The sequence below is a fragment of the Bariatricus sp. SGI.154 genome, assembly GCF_050313795.1.
Lineage (GTDB): Bacteria > Bacillota > Clostridia > Lachnospirales > Lachnospiraceae > CAMBRQ01.
Genome location: NZ_JBNPMC010000017.1, coordinates 34,392 through 51,043, shown reverse-complemented (window position 1 = coordinate 51,043; position 16,652 = coordinate 34,392). Strand labels below are relative to the sequence as shown.

16 protein-coding genes, 1 pseudogene, 1 riboswitch and 1 other annotated feature are annotated in these 16,652 nt (G+C 43.1%); of the genes and pseudogenes, 2 read left to right on the top strand and 15 right to left on the bottom strand.

Features of this window, described 5'->3' with window-relative positions; translation table 11 throughout:
• Nucleotides 1–3: 3 nt before the first annotated feature.
• The 4 genes and pseudogenes from gcvPA to ACQRBN_RS09430 form a co-directional block, all read right to left on the bottom strand.
• Nucleotides 4–1,314, bottom strand: coding sequence for an aminomethyl-transferring glycine dehydrogenase subunit GcvPA (gcvPA, locus tag ACQRBN_RS09445; RefSeq protein ID WP_427738715.1), 1,311 nt, complete (start codon nucleotides 1,312–1,314; stop codon nucleotides 4–6).
• Nucleotides 1,315–1,354: 40 nt separating this feature from the next.
• On the bottom strand, nucleotides 1,355–1,735 hold the full coding sequence (gcvH, locus tag ACQRBN_RS09440; RefSeq protein WP_427738714.1) for a glycine cleavage system protein GcvH: 381 nt from the start codon (nucleotides 1,733–1,735) through the stop codon (nucleotides 1,355–1,357).
• A gap of 42 nt (nucleotides 1,736–1,777) precedes the next feature.
• On the bottom strand, nucleotides 1,778–2,866 hold the full coding sequence (gene gcvT / locus ACQRBN_RS09435) for a glycine cleavage system aminomethyltransferase GcvT (protein ID WP_427738713.1): 1,089 nt from the start codon (nucleotides 2,864–2,866) through the stop codon (nucleotides 1,778–1,780).
• A gap of 157 nt (nucleotides 2,867–3,023) precedes the next feature.
• Nucleotides 3,024–3,125: riboswitch (glycine riboswitch) on the bottom strand.
• A 93-nt stretch (nucleotides 3,126–3,218) separates the two neighbouring features.
• A pseudogene (locus ACQRBN_RS09430) lies at nucleotides 3,219–3,320 on the bottom strand (homoserine O-succinyltransferase); the annotation flags it as partial.
• A 143-nt stretch (nucleotides 3,321–3,463) separates the two neighbouring features.
• On the opposite strand from ACQRBN_RS09430, the gene ACQRBN_RS09425 reads away from it, so the two are divergent.
• The gene (locus ACQRBN_RS09425; protein ID WP_427738712.1) at nucleotides 3,464–5,323 is read left to right on the top strand and encodes an IS1634 family transposase; all 1,860 of its coding nucleotides are present in this window, start codon (nucleotides 3,464–3,466) and stop codon (nucleotides 5,321–5,323) included.
• 169 nt (nucleotides 5,324–5,492) lie between these two features.
• On the opposite strand, the gene metA is transcribed toward ACQRBN_RS09425, so the two are convergent.
• The 7 genes from metA to ACQRBN_RS09390 all read right to left on the bottom strand — a co-directional run bounded on the left by metA (nucleotide 5,493) and on the right by ACQRBN_RS09390 (nucleotide 12,436).
• Nucleotides 5,493–6,425: a homoserine O-acetyltransferase MetA gene (metA, locus tag ACQRBN_RS09420; RefSeq protein ID WP_427738711.1), complete on the bottom strand. Its 933-nt coding sequence runs from the start codon at nucleotides 6,423–6,425 to the stop codon at nucleotides 5,493–5,495.
• A 5-nt stretch (nucleotides 6,426–6,430) separates the two neighbouring features.
• Nucleotides 6,431–7,816, bottom strand: coding sequence for an AI-2E family transporter (locus ACQRBN_RS09415; protein WP_427738710.1), 1,386 nt, complete (start codon nucleotides 7,814–7,816; stop codon nucleotides 6,431–6,433).
• Between the two features lie 109 nt (nucleotides 7,817–7,925).
• Complete coding sequence (locus tag ACQRBN_RS09410) at nucleotides 7,926–8,246, bottom strand: DUF1540 domain-containing protein (RefSeq protein ID WP_427738709.1); 321 nt, start codon at nucleotides 8,244–8,246, stop codon at nucleotides 7,926–7,928.
• A gap of 68 nt (nucleotides 8,247–8,314) precedes the next feature.
• A complete protein-coding gene (thrS, locus tag ACQRBN_RS09405; protein ID WP_427738708.1) occupies nucleotides 8,315–10,240 on the bottom strand; it encodes a threonine--tRNA ligase in 1,926 nt (641 codons plus the stop codon).
• A complete protein-coding gene (locus tag ACQRBN_RS09400) occupies nucleotides 10,237–10,692 on the bottom strand; it encodes an acyl-CoA thioesterase (protein WP_427738707.1) in 456 nt (151 codons plus the stop codon). Before ACQRBN_RS09400 ends, thrS begins: the two co-directional genes overlap by 4 nt.
• 205 nt (nucleotides 10,693–10,897) lie before the next feature.
• Nucleotides 10,898–11,105, bottom strand: a binding site (T-box leader).
• 111 nt (nucleotides 11,106–11,216) lie between these two features.
• Complete coding sequence (locus ACQRBN_RS09395; RefSeq protein WP_427738706.1) at nucleotides 11,217–11,930, bottom strand: YdcF family protein; 714 nt, start codon at nucleotides 11,928–11,930, stop codon at nucleotides 11,217–11,219.
• Nucleotides 11,930–12,436: an SEC-C metal-binding domain-containing protein gene (locus ACQRBN_RS09390; protein WP_427738705.1), complete on the bottom strand. Its 507-nt coding sequence runs from the start codon at nucleotides 12,434–12,436 to the stop codon at nucleotides 11,930–11,932. Before ACQRBN_RS09390 ends, ACQRBN_RS09395 begins: the two co-directional genes overlap by 1 nt.
• Before the next feature lie 103 nt (nucleotides 12,437–12,539).
• Here ACQRBN_RS09390 and ACQRBN_RS09385 point away from each other — a divergent pair, with 103 nt between their 5' ends.
• Nucleotides 12,540–12,818 carry a hypothetical protein gene (locus ACQRBN_RS09385; RefSeq protein ID WP_427738704.1) on the top strand — a complete coding sequence of 93 codons (279 nt, stop codon included), beginning with the start codon at nucleotides 12,540–12,542 and terminating at the stop codon, nucleotides 12,816–12,818.
• 46 nt (nucleotides 12,819–12,864) lie between these two features.
• On the opposite strand, the gene ACQRBN_RS09380 is transcribed toward ACQRBN_RS09385, so the two are convergent.
• The 4 genes from ACQRBN_RS09380 to ACQRBN_RS09365 all read right to left on the bottom strand — a co-directional run bounded on the left by ACQRBN_RS09380 (nucleotide 12,865) and on the right by ACQRBN_RS09365 (nucleotide 16,621).
• Nucleotides 12,865–13,020: a hypothetical protein gene (locus ACQRBN_RS09380; protein ID WP_427738703.1), complete on the bottom strand. Its 156-nt coding sequence runs from the start codon at nucleotides 13,018–13,020 to the stop codon at nucleotides 12,865–12,867.
• 172 nt (nucleotides 13,021–13,192) lie between these two features.
• On the bottom strand, nucleotides 13,193–14,419 hold the full coding sequence (locus ACQRBN_RS09375) for a hypothetical protein (RefSeq protein WP_427738702.1): 1,227 nt from the start codon (nucleotides 14,417–14,419) through the stop codon (nucleotides 13,193–13,195).
• A 5-nt stretch (nucleotides 14,420–14,424) separates the two neighbouring features.
• The gene (locus ACQRBN_RS09370) at nucleotides 14,425–15,939 is read right to left on the bottom strand and encodes a sensor histidine kinase (RefSeq protein ID WP_427738701.1); all 1,515 of its coding nucleotides are present in this window, start codon (nucleotides 15,937–15,939) and stop codon (nucleotides 14,425–14,427) included.
• Complete coding sequence (locus ACQRBN_RS09365; RefSeq protein WP_427738700.1) at nucleotides 15,923–16,621, bottom strand: response regulator transcription factor; 699 nt, start codon at nucleotides 16,619–16,621, stop codon at nucleotides 15,923–15,925. The genes ACQRBN_RS09370 and ACQRBN_RS09365 overlap by 17 nt, the downstream gene beginning before the upstream one ends.
• Nucleotides 16,622–16,652: the final 31 nt, after the last annotated feature.

Below are 16,652 nucleotides of genomic sequence, written 5' to 3'. Positions count from 1 at the left end.
GCACTACACCTCCTTTAAGATGCGAACGACTGCATCCATCTCTTCTTTACTATTCACTTCTGTACAGCACCAGAGAATTCTATGATCATCCAGTGGATAACCACCAAGGATTCCCTGCTCTTCCAAAGCCTTAAGAGCCGTCTCTGCAGGTGTCTCAGACTTCGTTACGAACTCATGGAAGAAGTCCGTCTTGTTCTCAACCGCAAACCCGATCTTCTCAAGTTCTGCCGCCAGATAGTGTGCTTTGGAGGTACTCTGAATCGCTGCATTTGCAAGTCCTTCGTTCCCCATAGCAGCCATATATACGCTGACTGCCAGCGCGCATAATGCCTGGTTAGAGCATACGTTACTGGAAGCCTTCTCTCTACGGATATGCTGCTCTCTCGCCTGAAGTGTCAAGACATAACCGGTCTTGCCATTGTGGTCTACCGTCTGTCCCACGATTCTTCCAGGAAGTTTTCTTGTCATGCCTTCTACACACGCCATGAATCCAAGATAAGGACCTCCGAATGCGATAGAAAGTCCCAGCGGCTGTCCGTCGCCTACTGCAACGTCTGCGCCATACTCTCTTGGTGTCTTCAATACGCCAAGGGAGATCGGGTTCACACCCATGATGTATTTTGCACCTGCCTCGTGAACAATATTGCCGATATTCTCAGCATCTTCCAGATTACCGTAGTAATTCGGGTGCTGGATATATACGCAGGCTGTCTCTTTATCTATATTCTCTTTTAAGAATTCAACGTCTGTTACGCCATCCTTCTCCGGAATCACAACTAATTCCATCCCATTGCCAAAGCAATAGGTCTTCACTGTCTCTAACACATATGGAAGTACGGTCGCAGAGATCATCGCTTTCTTCCTCTTGCGTTCCTTGCACATAGCGATTCCTTCTGCTGCCGCCGTTGCTCCGTCATATACGGATGCGTTAGATGTATCCATACCAGTCAGATCACAGATCATGGTCTGGTACTCGAAGATGGACTGCAGGATTCCCTGGCTAATCTCTGCCTGATATGGTGTATATGCAGTCAGAAGATTCTCTTTGGAAATCACGCTTTTCACAATAGACGGAATAAAGTGACGGTATGCACCTGCTCCGCGGAAGATCGTCTCAAAGACTCTGTTCTTTCCGGCAATTTTCTGCATACTCTTTCTTACTTCTAATTCTGACATTCCCTCTGGAATATTCAGTCCATCTTTTACTTTTACTTCATCAGGGATGTGGCCGAATAGTTCTTCCATAGACTGGAATCCAATCTCGGACAGCATCTGACTCTGTTCATTCTCTGTATTCGGGATATAGCTTCCCATAGAATGGTCACCGCCTCTCTCTTAACTTTGCTTTTGATGATTACTCCTGCTCGCTCTCTACAAATGCCTGATATTCTTCAGCAGTTAAGAGTTCCTCTTTATCAGTAATGTCTGTTACTTTTACGAACCATGCATCGTATGGTGCCTCATTGATGCTCTCCGGTGCATCTAACAGTTCTTCATTTACTTCACTTACCGTACCGGATACTGGTGAATATACGTCAGATACAGCCTTTACAGACTCAACATCTGCGAATGCCTCGCCTACTGTAACCTCGTCTCCTTCTTCCGGAAGATTTACGAATACCAGGTCTCCAAGTTCAGACTGTGCAAAGTCTGTCAATCCGATGATTGCAACGCCATCTTCTTCCTTTACCCACTCGTGTGATTTTGAATACAGTAATCCTTCTCTTAATTCCATAATAATAATCTCCTTTCGTTTTCCCTTTTCTTTTATATATATTTATTTGCTTCTCTTATAGAATGGTAATGCTACCACTTCTGCTTCTACCTGACGTCCTCTTACCTCTACGCTTACCTTTGTTCCCACCTCAGTGTAAGCCGCATCTACCAATGCCATTGCGATTGGATATCCAAGGTATGGACAATGTGTACCGGATGTCGTATGACCAATCTTCTGTCCGTCTACGAATACATCCTGATGCTCTCTGATGATTCCTCTTCCTGTTACCTTAAGTCCGATTCTCTTAATCTTCGGCTCACCTTTTTCTTCCAGGGCTGCCTTGCCGATAAAGTCTTCTTTTGCCATCTTTACAGCGAATCCAAGTCCGGTCTCAAGGGGTGTTACTTCATCATCCATCTCATGACCGTATAACGGCATTGCTGCTTCCATACGAAGGGTATCTCTTGCGCCAAGTCCGCAAGGAATCAGTCCTTCTTCTTTGCCGTTCTCTAACAGTACATCCCACATCTTCTCTGCCTGACTGCTGTCTAAGTACAACTCTACGCCGTCCTCTCCAGTATATCCGGTCTTAGAGATAATACACGGAATTCCTGCTACCTCAGTGTCAAATACTGCATGGTAATATTTCTTTGGAATATTCTCTTCTGCAGTCAGTTTCTTCAAGATCTCCATCGCCTTTGGTCCCTGCAGTGCAAGCTGTGCATACTGCTCAGACACATCTGTAAATGTCACTTCTCCAAACTGGTGATTCAGCATCCACTGATAATCCTTATCCTTGTTTGCTGCATTTACAACGATAAAATAGTGCTCATCTGCTTTCTTGTATACGATCAAGTCGTCTACCGTGCCGCCATTCTCGTTACACATCGGGCTGTATCTTGCCTGACCATCTACCATATTGTCAAAATTGTTCGTCAGGATCATCTGAAGATTCGCAAGTGCATCTTTTCCTTCACAGAGAATCTCTCCCATGTGAGATACGTCGAACAGACCTGCCTGGGTTCGAACTGCCATATGCTCCTTGATTACACCTGCTCCATACTGTACCGGAAGCAGATATCCTCCGAATGGCACGATCTTTCCACCAGCTTTCACATGTGCTTCATAAAGCGGGGTTTTTAATTCCATTTTCATTTCCTCCTTTTTTCTAGAGACTTTCCTCTCTGTTTTATCAGATTTGCTTGATATGGAAATCTTTCACCAAACATGCTTGGCAACAAAAAACAGGAAAATACAAATATCTAAAAGATATCTCTATCTCCCTGTTGCTTCTCCTCCAGAGTATCGTCCGGATCTGATTCCTTTTGCCTGAGAGTTTCAATTGTCCTCTTGCCCCTTCGGCGCTTTTGTGTGAGTTTTGCACAAAAGTCTCTCTCAAATCCATCACTCGATTGTCTATTTTTAATTCGTTTTCATTATACTTGGTATGTACTGGTATGTCAACCGTTGTTTTGTTTTTAACGATGTTTTTGTTAGCGACCTATTTTCCACCAAAATCCGGCGTCCCAACCATATCATACGGCGTCGCCTGATACACATAATAATTCAGCCAGTTCGTATACAGATTATTCGCGGGTCTTCGACAGTTACTGTTATATAAAACTTCATACAAAATCACTGGAAACCGCTTAAACAGCGGCTTTTTTTATGTCTTATCATGTCAAATTTTTAAAAAATATTTGTTGTACGGGTTGTACGGCGTTGTACTTTTTGGTATAATTAAGTATGAAACTTAATTATGACAAAAAATCAAAAGATCCAACTTACTTTATCCAAAAGGGTTATCGTAACGGAAAGAAAACTACAACTAAAAATATCGCCAGGATCGGGAAGCATTCTGAGTTACTCAAAATCACCGATGATCCACTGGCTTATGCCAGGGAACAGGTTGCTAGGTACAATGAAGAAGAAAAGAAAAATAACAGGGTCTCTATGGAGGTGACAATTGATTTCAATGAAAAGATTAAAATCAGTAATGACCTTGTATCTTCCACCACCAACCGTAACATTGGATATTTCTTCCTGCAGCAGCTTTACCACCAGCTGGATATCCGTTCCTTTTTCAAAAATGCAACCGTCGGATCAAAAATAACTTTTGATCCAAACCTTGTGAACCGGTTCCTTACATTTTCCAGGATCCTGGAACCGGATTCCAAACTTGGGACTTTTGAACACTTGAATCAATATTATGAAGAGCCAGAGTTTGACTATGTCCATATTTTAAGGACAATGGATATCATGCAGGAACATTATGATGACTACATCAGCCACCTTTATGAAAAAAGCTGTAGTATCGTTAAGCGTAACACATCCGTCTGTTACTACGACTGTACAAACTACTACTTTGAAATTGAATCCCAGGATGAAGATTATGTTGATGAGGTAACTGGAGAAACCATCAAGGGACTGCGCAAATACGGGCCGTCAAAACAGCACCAGCCTGCGCCGCTTGTGGAAATGGGACTGTTTATGGACGGGGATGGCATCCCTCTTTCCATGTGCATCACTTCCGGTTCAGACAATGAACAGACTACTGCCATCCCTCTGGAGAAGCAGCTTACAAAAATGTTTAAGGGAAAGAAATCCATTTATTGTGCAGATGCCGGACTGGGGTCCTTAAATATCCGAAACTTTAATTCCATGGGCGGACGTGCATTTATCGTTACCCAGTCCATAAAAAAGATGTCCGAAACTTTGCAGGAAGCAGTGTTTAATGATTGTGATTACCGTCTCCTTTCGTCAGATGAAAAGATATCCATAAAGGATATGAAAGAGTTTGATAAAAACAACCCTGATAACAAAAAACTGTATACGGACAAAGCTTACAAGATTATCTCCGTGGACAAAGCATTCGATCTTGGATTTTATGAAGAAAAAACTTTAAAGAATGGACGGAAACGTAAAGTAAAATCAAAAGCGGTCGTAAAGCAGAAAATCATTATCACATTTTCCAGAAAAATGATGGAATATCAGAGATTTATCCGGAACCGTCAGATTGAGCGTGCCAGAAAACTACTAAAGAATCTTGACCCTGAAACGTATAAAAAAGGACCCCATGATGTAACACGTTTTATCAAACGGAATTCCTCTGCTAAATCAGGAGAAGCGGTTACGGATTTATACGAAATAGACCAAAGCGTCATTGATGAAGAAGAAAAATATGATGGTTATTATGCAGTAGCTACAAACCTTGATGACCCGGCAAAAGAGATCATCCGGATCAGTTCACAGCGATATAAAATAGAGGACTGCTTCCGGGTAATGAAGACGAACTTTTCAACTCGTCCAGTTTTCCATCAAAAAAGAGAACGGATCATTGCACATTTTATGATCTGTTACACTGCATTGCTGATATATAGACTTCTTGAGAAAAAACTGGACCAGCAGGGAACCCATTTCACAGTAGAGAACATCGTGGAGACTTTAAAAAATATGGAAGTTGCAAATATTGAAGATATGTGCTACATGTCAACCTACACCTGTTCGCAGGTCTGCACTGCACTGAACGCTGCCTTTGATCTGGGATTAGATAGAAAATATTATCAACCAAAAGAATTAAATAAAAAGCTAAAAAAAATTTTTTGAACAGGTTTTCCATACAACATTTTCCAAAAACATAAAAGTGCGATAAACTGCGTATCTTCGCGGTTTTTCGCACTTTTCTATTCTTCCAACTGTCGAAAACGGGATTATACTTGGTATGTACTGGTATGTCAACCGTTGTTTTGTTTTTAACGATGTTTTTGTTAGCGACCTATTTTCCACCAAAATCCGGCGTCCCAACCATATCATACGGCGTCGCCTGATACACATAATAATTCAGCCAGTTCGTATACAGATTATTCGCATGTGCCCGCCAGGTAAGCAGCGGCTTATTCTCCGGATCATCATCTTTATAATAATTCTTCGGGATCTCAATCGGAAGTCCCTTGCTAAGATCACGCTTATACTCTCCATCCAGCGTTACACGGTCATACTCCGGATGTCCCATCACGAAGATCTGACGTCCATCCTCTGCCATGGCAAGGAACAACCCTGCCTCCTCTGATTCGGCAAGAACGGTCAAGCGCTCTTCTGCCCGGATCTTCTCCATCGGCACCTCCGTATGTCTGGAATGTGGTGCCAGGAATACATCGTCGAATCCACGAACCAAGGGAATCTTGCGGTTCAGTACCTTATGCCAGAATACTCCGAACATCTTCTGTTCCAGCGGTGCTTTATCAATGCCATAATGATAATAGATGCCTGCCTGCGCGCCCCAGCACAGATGCAAGGTTGAAGTCACATGGGTCTTGCTCCACTCCATGATCTCCGTCAATTCTTCCCAGTAATCCACCTCTTCAAACGGAATCTGCTCTACCGGAGCACCCGTAATAATGAATCCGTCGAACTTCTGATCCTTAATCTCACAGAACTTCTGATAGAACTTATTCAGGTGACTGGTCGGCGTATTCTTGGACTCATGGGTAGACACCGTAACGAATACCACATCTACCTGAAGCGGCGTATTGGATAGGGATCTTAAAATCTGTAACTCTGTATCCTCTTTTAGCGGCATCAGATTCAGAAGCCCGATCTTAATCGGACGGATGTCCTGATGAGTGGCACGGTGTTCATCCATCACAAATATATTTTCATGCTCCAGTATCTCCTTTACCGGAAGATCATTTTGAACTCTAATTGGCATAGTATCTACTCCTCTTTTTCTTTCTTTTCATCTTCTGCTGTTTCCTGTGCTTCTGAATGATAATAATTACCTTCATCATCCACATAACTCATCCTGTCATAATATCCAGAATCTTCCGGAAGTTTCTTCCTCTCCAAATGGCTATTCACATTCATCTGGACTATGTAATACAATACGGCAAATGTCGGCACACCCATGATCATTCCGGCGAATCCAAACAGACCTCCGCCCAACAGAATTGCCACGATAACCCAGAATGCAGACAATCCTGTGGAATTCCCCAGAATCTTCGGTCCCAGGATATTCCCGTCAAACTGCTGCAACAACAGGATGAATATAATAAAATATAGTCCTTTCATTGGATCTGCCAGCATAATCAGAATCGCACTTGGAATTGCTCCAATGTATGGTCCGAAGAATGGAATCACATTCGTAACGCCTACGATCACGCTGACCAGCATAGCATACGGCATCTTCAATATACTAAGCCCGATAAAGCATAAGACTCCGATAATCGCAGAATCAATAATCTTGCCAATAATAAATCCTCCGAAGATCTCATTACTTTTTGTTGACAGATGAAGCACCATATTCGCATGCCTTGCCGGAAGCATTGCATAGACACATTTCTTAGACTGACACGCGAATAACTCTTTGCTAAATAATAAATAAATAGAAACAATAACTCCAATCAAAGCATCAAACAATTCGCCCAATATATTAAACACCCCAACCGTCAGATTGGACATCAATTCATTGGCTCTTGCCAACAGATCCGTACGCAGCCAATTCTGAAACATGTCTGTTCCTTCTTTTAAAGCCACTTTGACCAACGTGCTGGTAGTTGAATCGTCCAGTTTTACCTCGCTTAGACTGTCCACCAGATCATTGAGCTGTCTTGGCAGAGTGAATACCAGGTTACGGATACTAGAGTATAGTTCCGGAATTAACAAGTTACACAAAGTAACAATCAATACACCTAAGACTCCTAATGCTATCAGTATTCCGATTCCTCTTGAAGTCTTCTCAGCCTGTCCCGGCTTCGTCATCTTCTTTTTCAGAACCGGCACCAGATATTTATCTACTTTTCTCACGATTGGATTCAGCAGATAGGCAATCACACATCCATAGATAACTGGTTTTAAGACGTCAAATATCTTTACAAATACGTCTGACAGATTGGTAAGGCGCAGCAGCGCAAAATAAAACAGCAAACTCGCCGCAATAACCAGAAAATACGTCATTCCACGGTTGAATTGCTGCCGTAATTTGGACGGTCCTCTTCCTCCGATCTTCGGTCTGCTGGAATAGTATGCCTGTCCACCAGTCTCTTGTTCCCCACTCTTTTCCTCTCCTGACGGATTCTCCTTCGTTGATTCCTCGTTATTCATTCTATCATCCTCTTCTCTACGCAGATATCTCAATTATACCCTCAGAATATATCATCGTCAACCAAAAAAGAGAAGCCATAAGGCTTCCCTCTTTTGTCTCTTTCTTCCCTTATCTGCATCCACACTTGAATGTGGCACATTCCGTCTGCTCGCACTGACAGGCATCGCTTCCTTCTACGCTGATCTTGCCGGCATGGCACTTGCATTCATCATTGTACATACACTCCGTAGCCTTGCAGTCAATGTTGCTGGTTGCTGACGCTTCTTTTGTTACATTGCTGTAACTGTCCCCTTTACGCTCTTCGAAACTGTCACAGCAGGTCTCTTCAGAACGTGTTGCTGAGTTGCCGCCTACCACGATTCCATCCAGATCACAGTAGAAATTCTTGTTGTGCAGACATGTCTGTACGGTACATCTTAATTCTGGCATAATCTTACCTCCTAATATTCATGATCAAGGTTTATTATGCCCGCTTTTTTTATTTTTAAACTTTTTAATTAATCTTCTTTTACAACTTCACGCTGTGTTTTAGAAGCAATCTCTTCTTTGATTGCTTCGATGAATGTTCCAATTTCTTTCTGACCTTCATCTCCGGCAAAGCGGCTTCTTACTGCTACCAGATTCTGCTCTTCTTCTTTCGCGCCTACTACCAGCATGTATGGAATCTTGTTCATCTGAGCCTCACGGATCTTGTAGCCAATCTTCTCTGCTCTTTCATCAATCTCTGCACGGATTCCTGCTGCCTCTAATTCTGCCAGCACCTTCTGTCCATATTCCAGATGCTTCTCTGAGATTGGAAGCACTTTTACCTGTACCGGAGCAAGCCATGTCGGGAATGCACCTGCAAAATGCTCAATCAGGATACCGATGAAACGCTCAACAGAACCGAAGGCTACACGGTGGATCATGATCGGACGATGCTTCTCTCCGTCCGCACCAGTGTATTCCAGTTCAAAGCGCTGCGGCATCTGCATATCCAGCTGAATGGTTCCGCACTGCCATGTTCTTCCGATAGAATCCTCCAGATGGAAGTCAATCTTTGGTCCGTAGAATGCACCGTCACCTTCATTAATCACGTAATCCAATCCAAGATCATCTAATGCACCTTTCAGACCTTCTGTTGCCATCTCCCAATCTTCATCACTTCCCATGCTGTCTTCCGGACGGGTAGATAATTCTACGTGGTATTTGAATCCAAACAGGCTGTATACTTCATCAATCAGTTTTGCAACACCCTTGATCTCATCACGAATCTGATCCGGTGTCATGAAGATATGGGCATCATCCTGATTAAAGCATCTTACACGGAATAGTCCATGAAGCGCTCCGGATTTCTCATGTCTGTGCACCAGACCGATCTCTCCGGCACGAAGCGGCAGGTCTTTATAAGAACGTGGCTCAGACTTGTACACAAGCATTCCACCCGGACAGTTCATTGGTTTTACCGCAAAATCTTCATCATCAATGACAGTTGTGTACATATTGTCTTTGTAGTGATCCCAGTGTCCGGAATTCTCCCACAGATGTCTGCTTAAGATGATTGGCGTAGAGATCTCAACATATCCATTCTTCTTATGCAGTTCTCTCCAGTACTCTAACAGCGTGTTCTTAAGCACCATTCCCTTTGGAAGGAAGAACGGGAATCCAGGCCCTTCATCACACATCATGAACAATCCCAGTTCTTTTCCTAATTTTCTATGGTCACGCTTCTTAGCCTCTTCGATCATGTGCAGGTATTCTTCCAACTGCGCCTTCTTCGGATAAGAGATACCATAGATTCTGGTAAGCATCTTGTTCTTCTCGCTTCCACGCCAGTAAGCACCTGCAAGGCTTGTCAGTTTTACAGCCTTCACATTCTTGGTAGACATCAGGTGTGGACCTGCACATAAGTCTACGAATTCGCCCTGCTGATAGAAACTAATCTCTTCTCCTTCCGGAAGATCTTCTACCAACTCTACTTTATATGGTTCGTTATTTTCTTTAAAATATGCAATCGCGTCTTCTCTTGACTTAGTAAATCTTTCGATTGGCAGAGCCTCTTTTACAATCTTCTTCATCTCTGCTTCAATCTTCTCCAGATCTTCTGCAACGAACGGAGTCTCTCTGTCCAGGTCATAATAGAACCCATTGTCAATGGATGGTCCGATTGCCAGTTTGGTCTCCGGATACAGACGCTTGATTGCCTGTGCCATAATGTGGGATGTAGTATGCCAGAATGCACCTTTTCCATCCTCAGAGTCGAATGTCAGAAGTTCTAACTCGCAGTCTTCTGAGATGACTGTTCTTAAGTCAACGATCTCTCCATCAACCTTTGCACTTGTTGCAACTCTTGCCAGTCCTTCACTGATATCTTTGGCGATATCAAGCACTGACATGCTTTCTTCGTATTCTTTGCAAGAACCGTCTTTTAATGTAATTTTCATAGTCTTTCATCCTCTCTTTTTTTATTTTTATAATCTTCTAAACCTTGGATAAACATATTATGGAATTCGATACTTGTATGTTTCATAGACAATGGTCTGCCTTTTCGGTTGATAAAGCAATGCTTCGTTGTCCCACGGCAGTGAACCATCTGGGTCTTATCACTGATCACTTCATAGCCTACCGTCAACTTAATTCCATTATATTCTTTGATGTATGTCTCAATGGTGACCGTCTCTCCAAAGTGAACCATCCTCAGGTAATCAGCCTCTACTGCCAGTACCGGGCTTAGGATTCCCTTCTCTTCCATCTGGTCATAACCCATTCCCATCTGTTCCATATAATCGGTTCTGGCTTCTTCAAACCAGCGGATATAATTGGAATGGTGTACGATTCCCATCTGGTCGGTCTCATAATACTGTACTTTATGCCGGTAAGGTTTCCATTCACTCATCCTTCACACCTTTCCCTTCTCTCGTTGTATCTCAATTGGCAGTTTCCTATACAAAACAGAATGTGCAAAGCACATTCCCGCGCCGAGCACGGCCGCCTGCGGCATTCTGCCTCTTCGTGCGAGTGCGCATCCTCCCGGAAGGTTTTTGTATCATAGGAGACGAAATTTCCTATGATACGAAAAAACGTCCCTTACAGCACTCACTGTAAGGGACGAGTCAACTCGCGGTTCCACCCTAATTGCTCTGACAGTCATGTCAGAACCACTTCTTCATGATGATAACGGAATCACCGGACTGTTTTGCAGCCACTCAGAGGTAGTCTTCAGAAGGTTCCAAGATAAGAAGCTTGCAGCCTCTGGCTTCTCTCTCTGCTATCTCTTTCCCAACTTACTCGTCTCGTCAACGTGTTTTCAGATATGTTCTAATTATAACACGGTCTTTTTCTTTGTCAACCAGGTTTTCAATCCCAATCATGCGATTCTTGAACAGATTCTTATTCCGATCATCGCAATTTTTATCATACTTATCCAAGCAGATACATCTTCCACACAGCAAAGAATTCTCTGACCATATAGTTGACCATCAACAGAGGATGACAGTTTGCTGCCACTGGATAAGGATTCTGGTAACCCAGCCTCTTCGCATAACGGCACGCCCGGTACATATGGAAATTATTGGACACAATCCCAACATCCATTCCCATATCCTTAATATAGACAGAAGAAAACTTTAGATTCTCCTTCGTCGTCCTGGAGCAATCCTCCAGGATGATCCGCCTCTTCTCGATGCCTTCTGCCAGCAGATACTCCGCCATAGCCGCTGCCTCCGTCACCTCTTCACCTTTTCCCATGCCGCCTGACACGATGACCAGCGTATGCGGATGCGCTTTCAAGTATCTCACGGCTCTCTGAAGCCGTCGGTATAAAGAATCCGTAATCTTCCTGCCATTCACCTGTGCTCCAAGCACGATCAGATACGGATATTCCTTTCCCTTCTTAGGAAACATACCTGCAATAATCATGCCCTCTGTCACAATAAAGATCACTGCCAGAATCATAGCCAGCGTCCCTAAGACAGGTTTCCATGCTTCCACCACCGGGACACCATCTATTCTGTCACACAACAGAAGCAACACTCCTGCTGCCAGCCAGAATCTCGAGAATGTAGAGTCCCATTTCTTAAGCGTCACACACAGAACAGCATAATATGCCAGGCACAATCCTCCTAATACTAACATTATCTACCACAACATTTCTTATATTTCTTACCAGAACCACACGGGCATGGATCATTACGCCCAATCTTCTTCTCCTTGCGAATTGTGGTTGATTCTTTCTGCTCTTTATACAGTCGCTTTAACTCTTCCTCAGAATAAATCTCTTTCCACTGTGGAAGTTCGTATAACCAGTCCGCCTTAGCAGCAACCATGTTCTTATACAGTTTCTCTTTATCGAATGCAAGGCTTACAACGGTATCCTCATCCATGGTATCGATTGGGTTCTCTTCTTTCAGACTTTCATTGATTCCATCTAAGAATCCTACCATAGTCAGGACTTCCTGACCGTATTTCTCAGCCAATTCTTTTACGGTTCCTTTTACTTCTTCATCTGGATTCGCAAGAAGCTGCTCATAGATCTCTTTTTCAATCTGGAAATAAGTTCCCCAGAATCTCTGAAACTGACCTCTGTCTGCCTTCTCGTTATACGCAATATCTTTCCACTGATCTAATAATGTACGACTCATATGTGATACTCCTTTGTATTTATTTTTGTATTAGTTTGCAATTTTCTTTTGCTCTTTATATAATATACTAAAGTCTTGATTAGATGTAAAGGATGATTTTTTTATGAAAAAGGTAAAACGTATCTTAGCATTGGTCGGTGCGGTTCTGCTTTTTGGCATGTATGCAAGTACTCTTGTCTTCGCACTGATCGACCATTCTTCCACGATGGGATTACTGAAGGCATCTATCGCCTGCACCATTATTCTTCCGGTTCTTCTCTATGCCTATACACTCGTCTATAAGATGGCCAAAGGCAGTGACAGGCCAGGAGACGATATCAGCGATACTGAGACGCTCGGACAGGATGATGAGACTTTCAGGAAGAACCACAAATCTTCATAAGAGGAGACAGGTCTTATGTATTCGGACCTGTCTCTTATATTCTTCGCTATATATACAATTCTGCCAGAACCAATGCGTGATTCTCCTTCGGGATTCCGCCGCGTCTTTCATTCTTCTCCATTGCCCTGACTTTTCTTCTTTTTGTAAGGTATTCTTCCATCGAGATAACTTCTGTATAGTTTGATTCTTTTTTCTGCTGCATTTTAATACCTCCATTCTCTTATTTATACCCTCTTACTATTATATTGGCATCACCCCTTTTCTATGCCAATTAATTCAAGTACTCTTTGATTGTATAAGAGAAATGTGTCCCGGATGTGGCAATTTTCTAAAATAATAATTAGATATTTCTTAAGGAAAAAGGAATTCTGCCATCAGTACTCTAACACGGTAATTGTAATGCGCCATCTGTCATTTTCTATATAATCGCTGCTTTGAATTGCAACCGCATGATCCATTGGATGAATAGCCACTGTCGCATCATTCCCCGCAATTCCTTTGTACAGTACCTGCTGCCCGGTTACTTCTCCATCTTCGATCTGCATGCCGACCACCTGCATGTATCGGTTATCCTGATCTCCCTCCACAAGGAATATATGGTCTCCCTGTTCACATGCAAATACCTCTGCGTTCATATAATCCAACGTCAGAAGATCCTTTTTGGCAGGTGACGTGGTCAAATCCTGATATAACACGATATGATCATCTCTGTCTTTGGCAATCAGCCCCGCTTCCGTATCGAACATGGGGAATGCCATTTCCGTCAACTGATCCCCCAGATTGCAGATCTCCTGGGTATTCATATCAAGTATCCGATGCAGTGCAACTGTCCTTGCAGTGCCATCCTCTGCAGAATTCTCTTCCATTACCATATCAAGCGTATTTCTCGACTGCTCCATACCATTTTCTGTAATATACACTTTAGACCCATCTCTGTTCGGCACCACAGTCCTCCAAAAATACTCATTTCCTTCAAATTGAATCTCTATTTTTTCTCCGGTTTCCATGTCATATCTGCATATGGACCAATCCTGATATGGATTCTGTTTACAATAATTGCCATCCGTCCATGAGAAAAACTTTGTCCCGTCTCCACTCCACGCATAACAGGACATCTCTGTCGCATCTTCCCATTCCCGAAGCACCGTTGCTTCCTGTTCGGAAGTTTTGAAGATGACCAACCCGATCATCGATTCTTCCCAGGTCTCAAAGGATATATATTTTCCTCCGGGCGCGATCTGCCCATTGCTGATCTCTCTTTCATCCAGCAGGATATTTTCCAGAATCTCTTTGGTATCCATATCAATCTTCTGCGCATAATATGCATGCATTCCCGTATCCGCTCCTGCATCTCTCACAATCCAAAGGCTGTCCTCATCCTCCTGATCCCACGCAATGTATCCGAGTTCATTTCCATTGCCCTCATAAGTATATTCATGGATATCCTTTATTTCAATACTTCCATTCTCTGCTTCTTCTCGATTTTCCTCAGGAAGCACTATCGTTTTGGACACTTCTTTCATGCCACAGCCGCATAAAAGACTGATTGTCAGCATATATCCTACAAAATATCTGCCTATTCTATTGCTTATTCGGTCCATTCCGATCACTCCTTCCTTCGAACCTTCTGCATCAACGGAAAATATACCTTGAAAATTGTATATCCGTCCGGGCTGCATTCCGCCTCAATACTTCCTCCATGCTCTTCCATAATCTTTTTGGTAATCGCAAGCCCAAGCCCTGAACTTCCAAGTTCCCTGGAACATTCCTTATCTACCCGGTAGAACGGCTCAAAGATATGACTTAATTCTTCCTCATCCATACCATCTCCTTTATTGATAACCGCAATCCGAACCATTCTTGCCCTTGCGGCAATCGAAATGACGATATCCTTCTTCGGCTCTCCGTACTTGATCGCATTATCAATCAGATTAATAAACACTTGACGGATTCTATCTTCTCTGCCTTCTATCATGTAAGTTCCCGCTCCTTTAAGAAGCAGCCGGTTCTCATACCGTCCTGCCTTCATCTGCATAGCGTCAATTACATCTTTCAAAAGATCGGTAACATTCAGAGGTCTCACGCCAGCAATGCTCTCCTTATTCTGCATCTCCAGAAGCTGTACGACCATCCGGTGCAGTCTTGTACTCTCCTGCAGAATATGCTCCATTCCATTATAGAAAAGTTCTTCATCATTCAGACCGTTTTCCTCTATGAGCTGGGCATATCCTGAGATCGTGGTAAGTGGAGTCTTTAATTCATGAGTCACGTTATTGTAGAATTCCTGACGGCTGTTCCATAACATGAGAATACGATCTCTGTCTTCCTGTATCTTCGCAAACTGCTCTTCCGTCACACGCAGCATCTGCACATAGTTCCGTGACAATTCCCCTACCTCATCTTTCCGTTCACAATATTGAAAATCCGCCTCCATTCCATCATTCATCTTTCCTTCCTTAAGCCATCTGGACATCGCACTGGATACACGGCTTAGATCCCGAATCGGCTTCACCATCCGACTGATCATAATCCAGATCAGCACAAAGATAATCCCAAAGGCCAGCACTGTAATCCGAAGAATGGATTGGATGGAATTCCATTTCTGATGATAGACATTGTTGTAATCCATATAATAACTGATAATCCCAATATCCTGATTCATTATCTGTACTGGCATTGTCAGATACACCTCGCAAGTCTCCTCACGCCCATAATTCACAGTGAAGGCACTTTCTTTATTCTTCGCTCTTTGAAAATCTGCCCTTTTATCTTCGCCTGAGAATCTGTTCTTATCGCTTCTTTGAAGCACCTCGCCATCCATATCATAAAGGGCAACTTCGTATTCTCCCGTCTTTTTTAGTTGGACTATGATATCATTCATGCATTTGCGAAAACTATCTTCATTGATCTGGCAGTTATTGATCAGCAGAATCTGCCGCACGTATAACTCCGTATTGCTTTGAATACTTAAGGCGTCTCCACGAATCTGATCCTCGATATCACGCCACATCCATTCTCTTACAAAATATCCAACAACCAGGATGCTTGCAACTCCCAGAATCAGCACACTGACACTGATCCTGAATAATATTCCATTCCACCATCTACTCTTCCGGTACATATTTATACCCCACGCCAAACACCGTAACGATTGCTTCTCCTACATGAAGTTTCTTTCTCAGCCGCTGTACATGGATATCTACCGTCCTGGTATCTCCCATAAAATCATATCCCCAGATCTGATCCAACAGATGTGCTCTCGTGAATACCTGTCTTGGATTCTTCACAAACCAAAGCAGCAGATCGAATTCTTTCGGTGTCAGTTCGACCAATTCTCCACACTGACACACCGTTCTTTCACGCTCAGAGATGACTGCATCTTTCACATGAAGTTTTTCTTCCTGCTCTTCTTCTGAAGTCTTGCGTGCCTTCCCGAATCTTCTGAGAATCGTCTTCACCCGGACGATTACTTCCCGAAGGTCGAAAGGCTTCGTGATATAATCATCTGCTCCGGATTCCAGACCATACACTTTATCATCGATACTTCCCCTCGCCGTCAGCATGATAATCGGAATATTATAAAGTTCCGTCAGCATCTTGCAGACATCTACTCCGCTTAAGTCAGGAAGCATCCAATCAAGCAGGACCAGTTGCGGCTGGTATTCATCAGCTGCTTTCAAGCCATCTGCCCCGGTATAAGCACATCGCACTTTAAACTTTTCTTTCTTGAAACCATATTCCAGGATGTCCGCAATCGGTTTCTCATCTTCTATTACAAGGATTCTGATCTCTTCTGACACCATATCTGCTCCCCTCTTTTTACAAAATAAAACA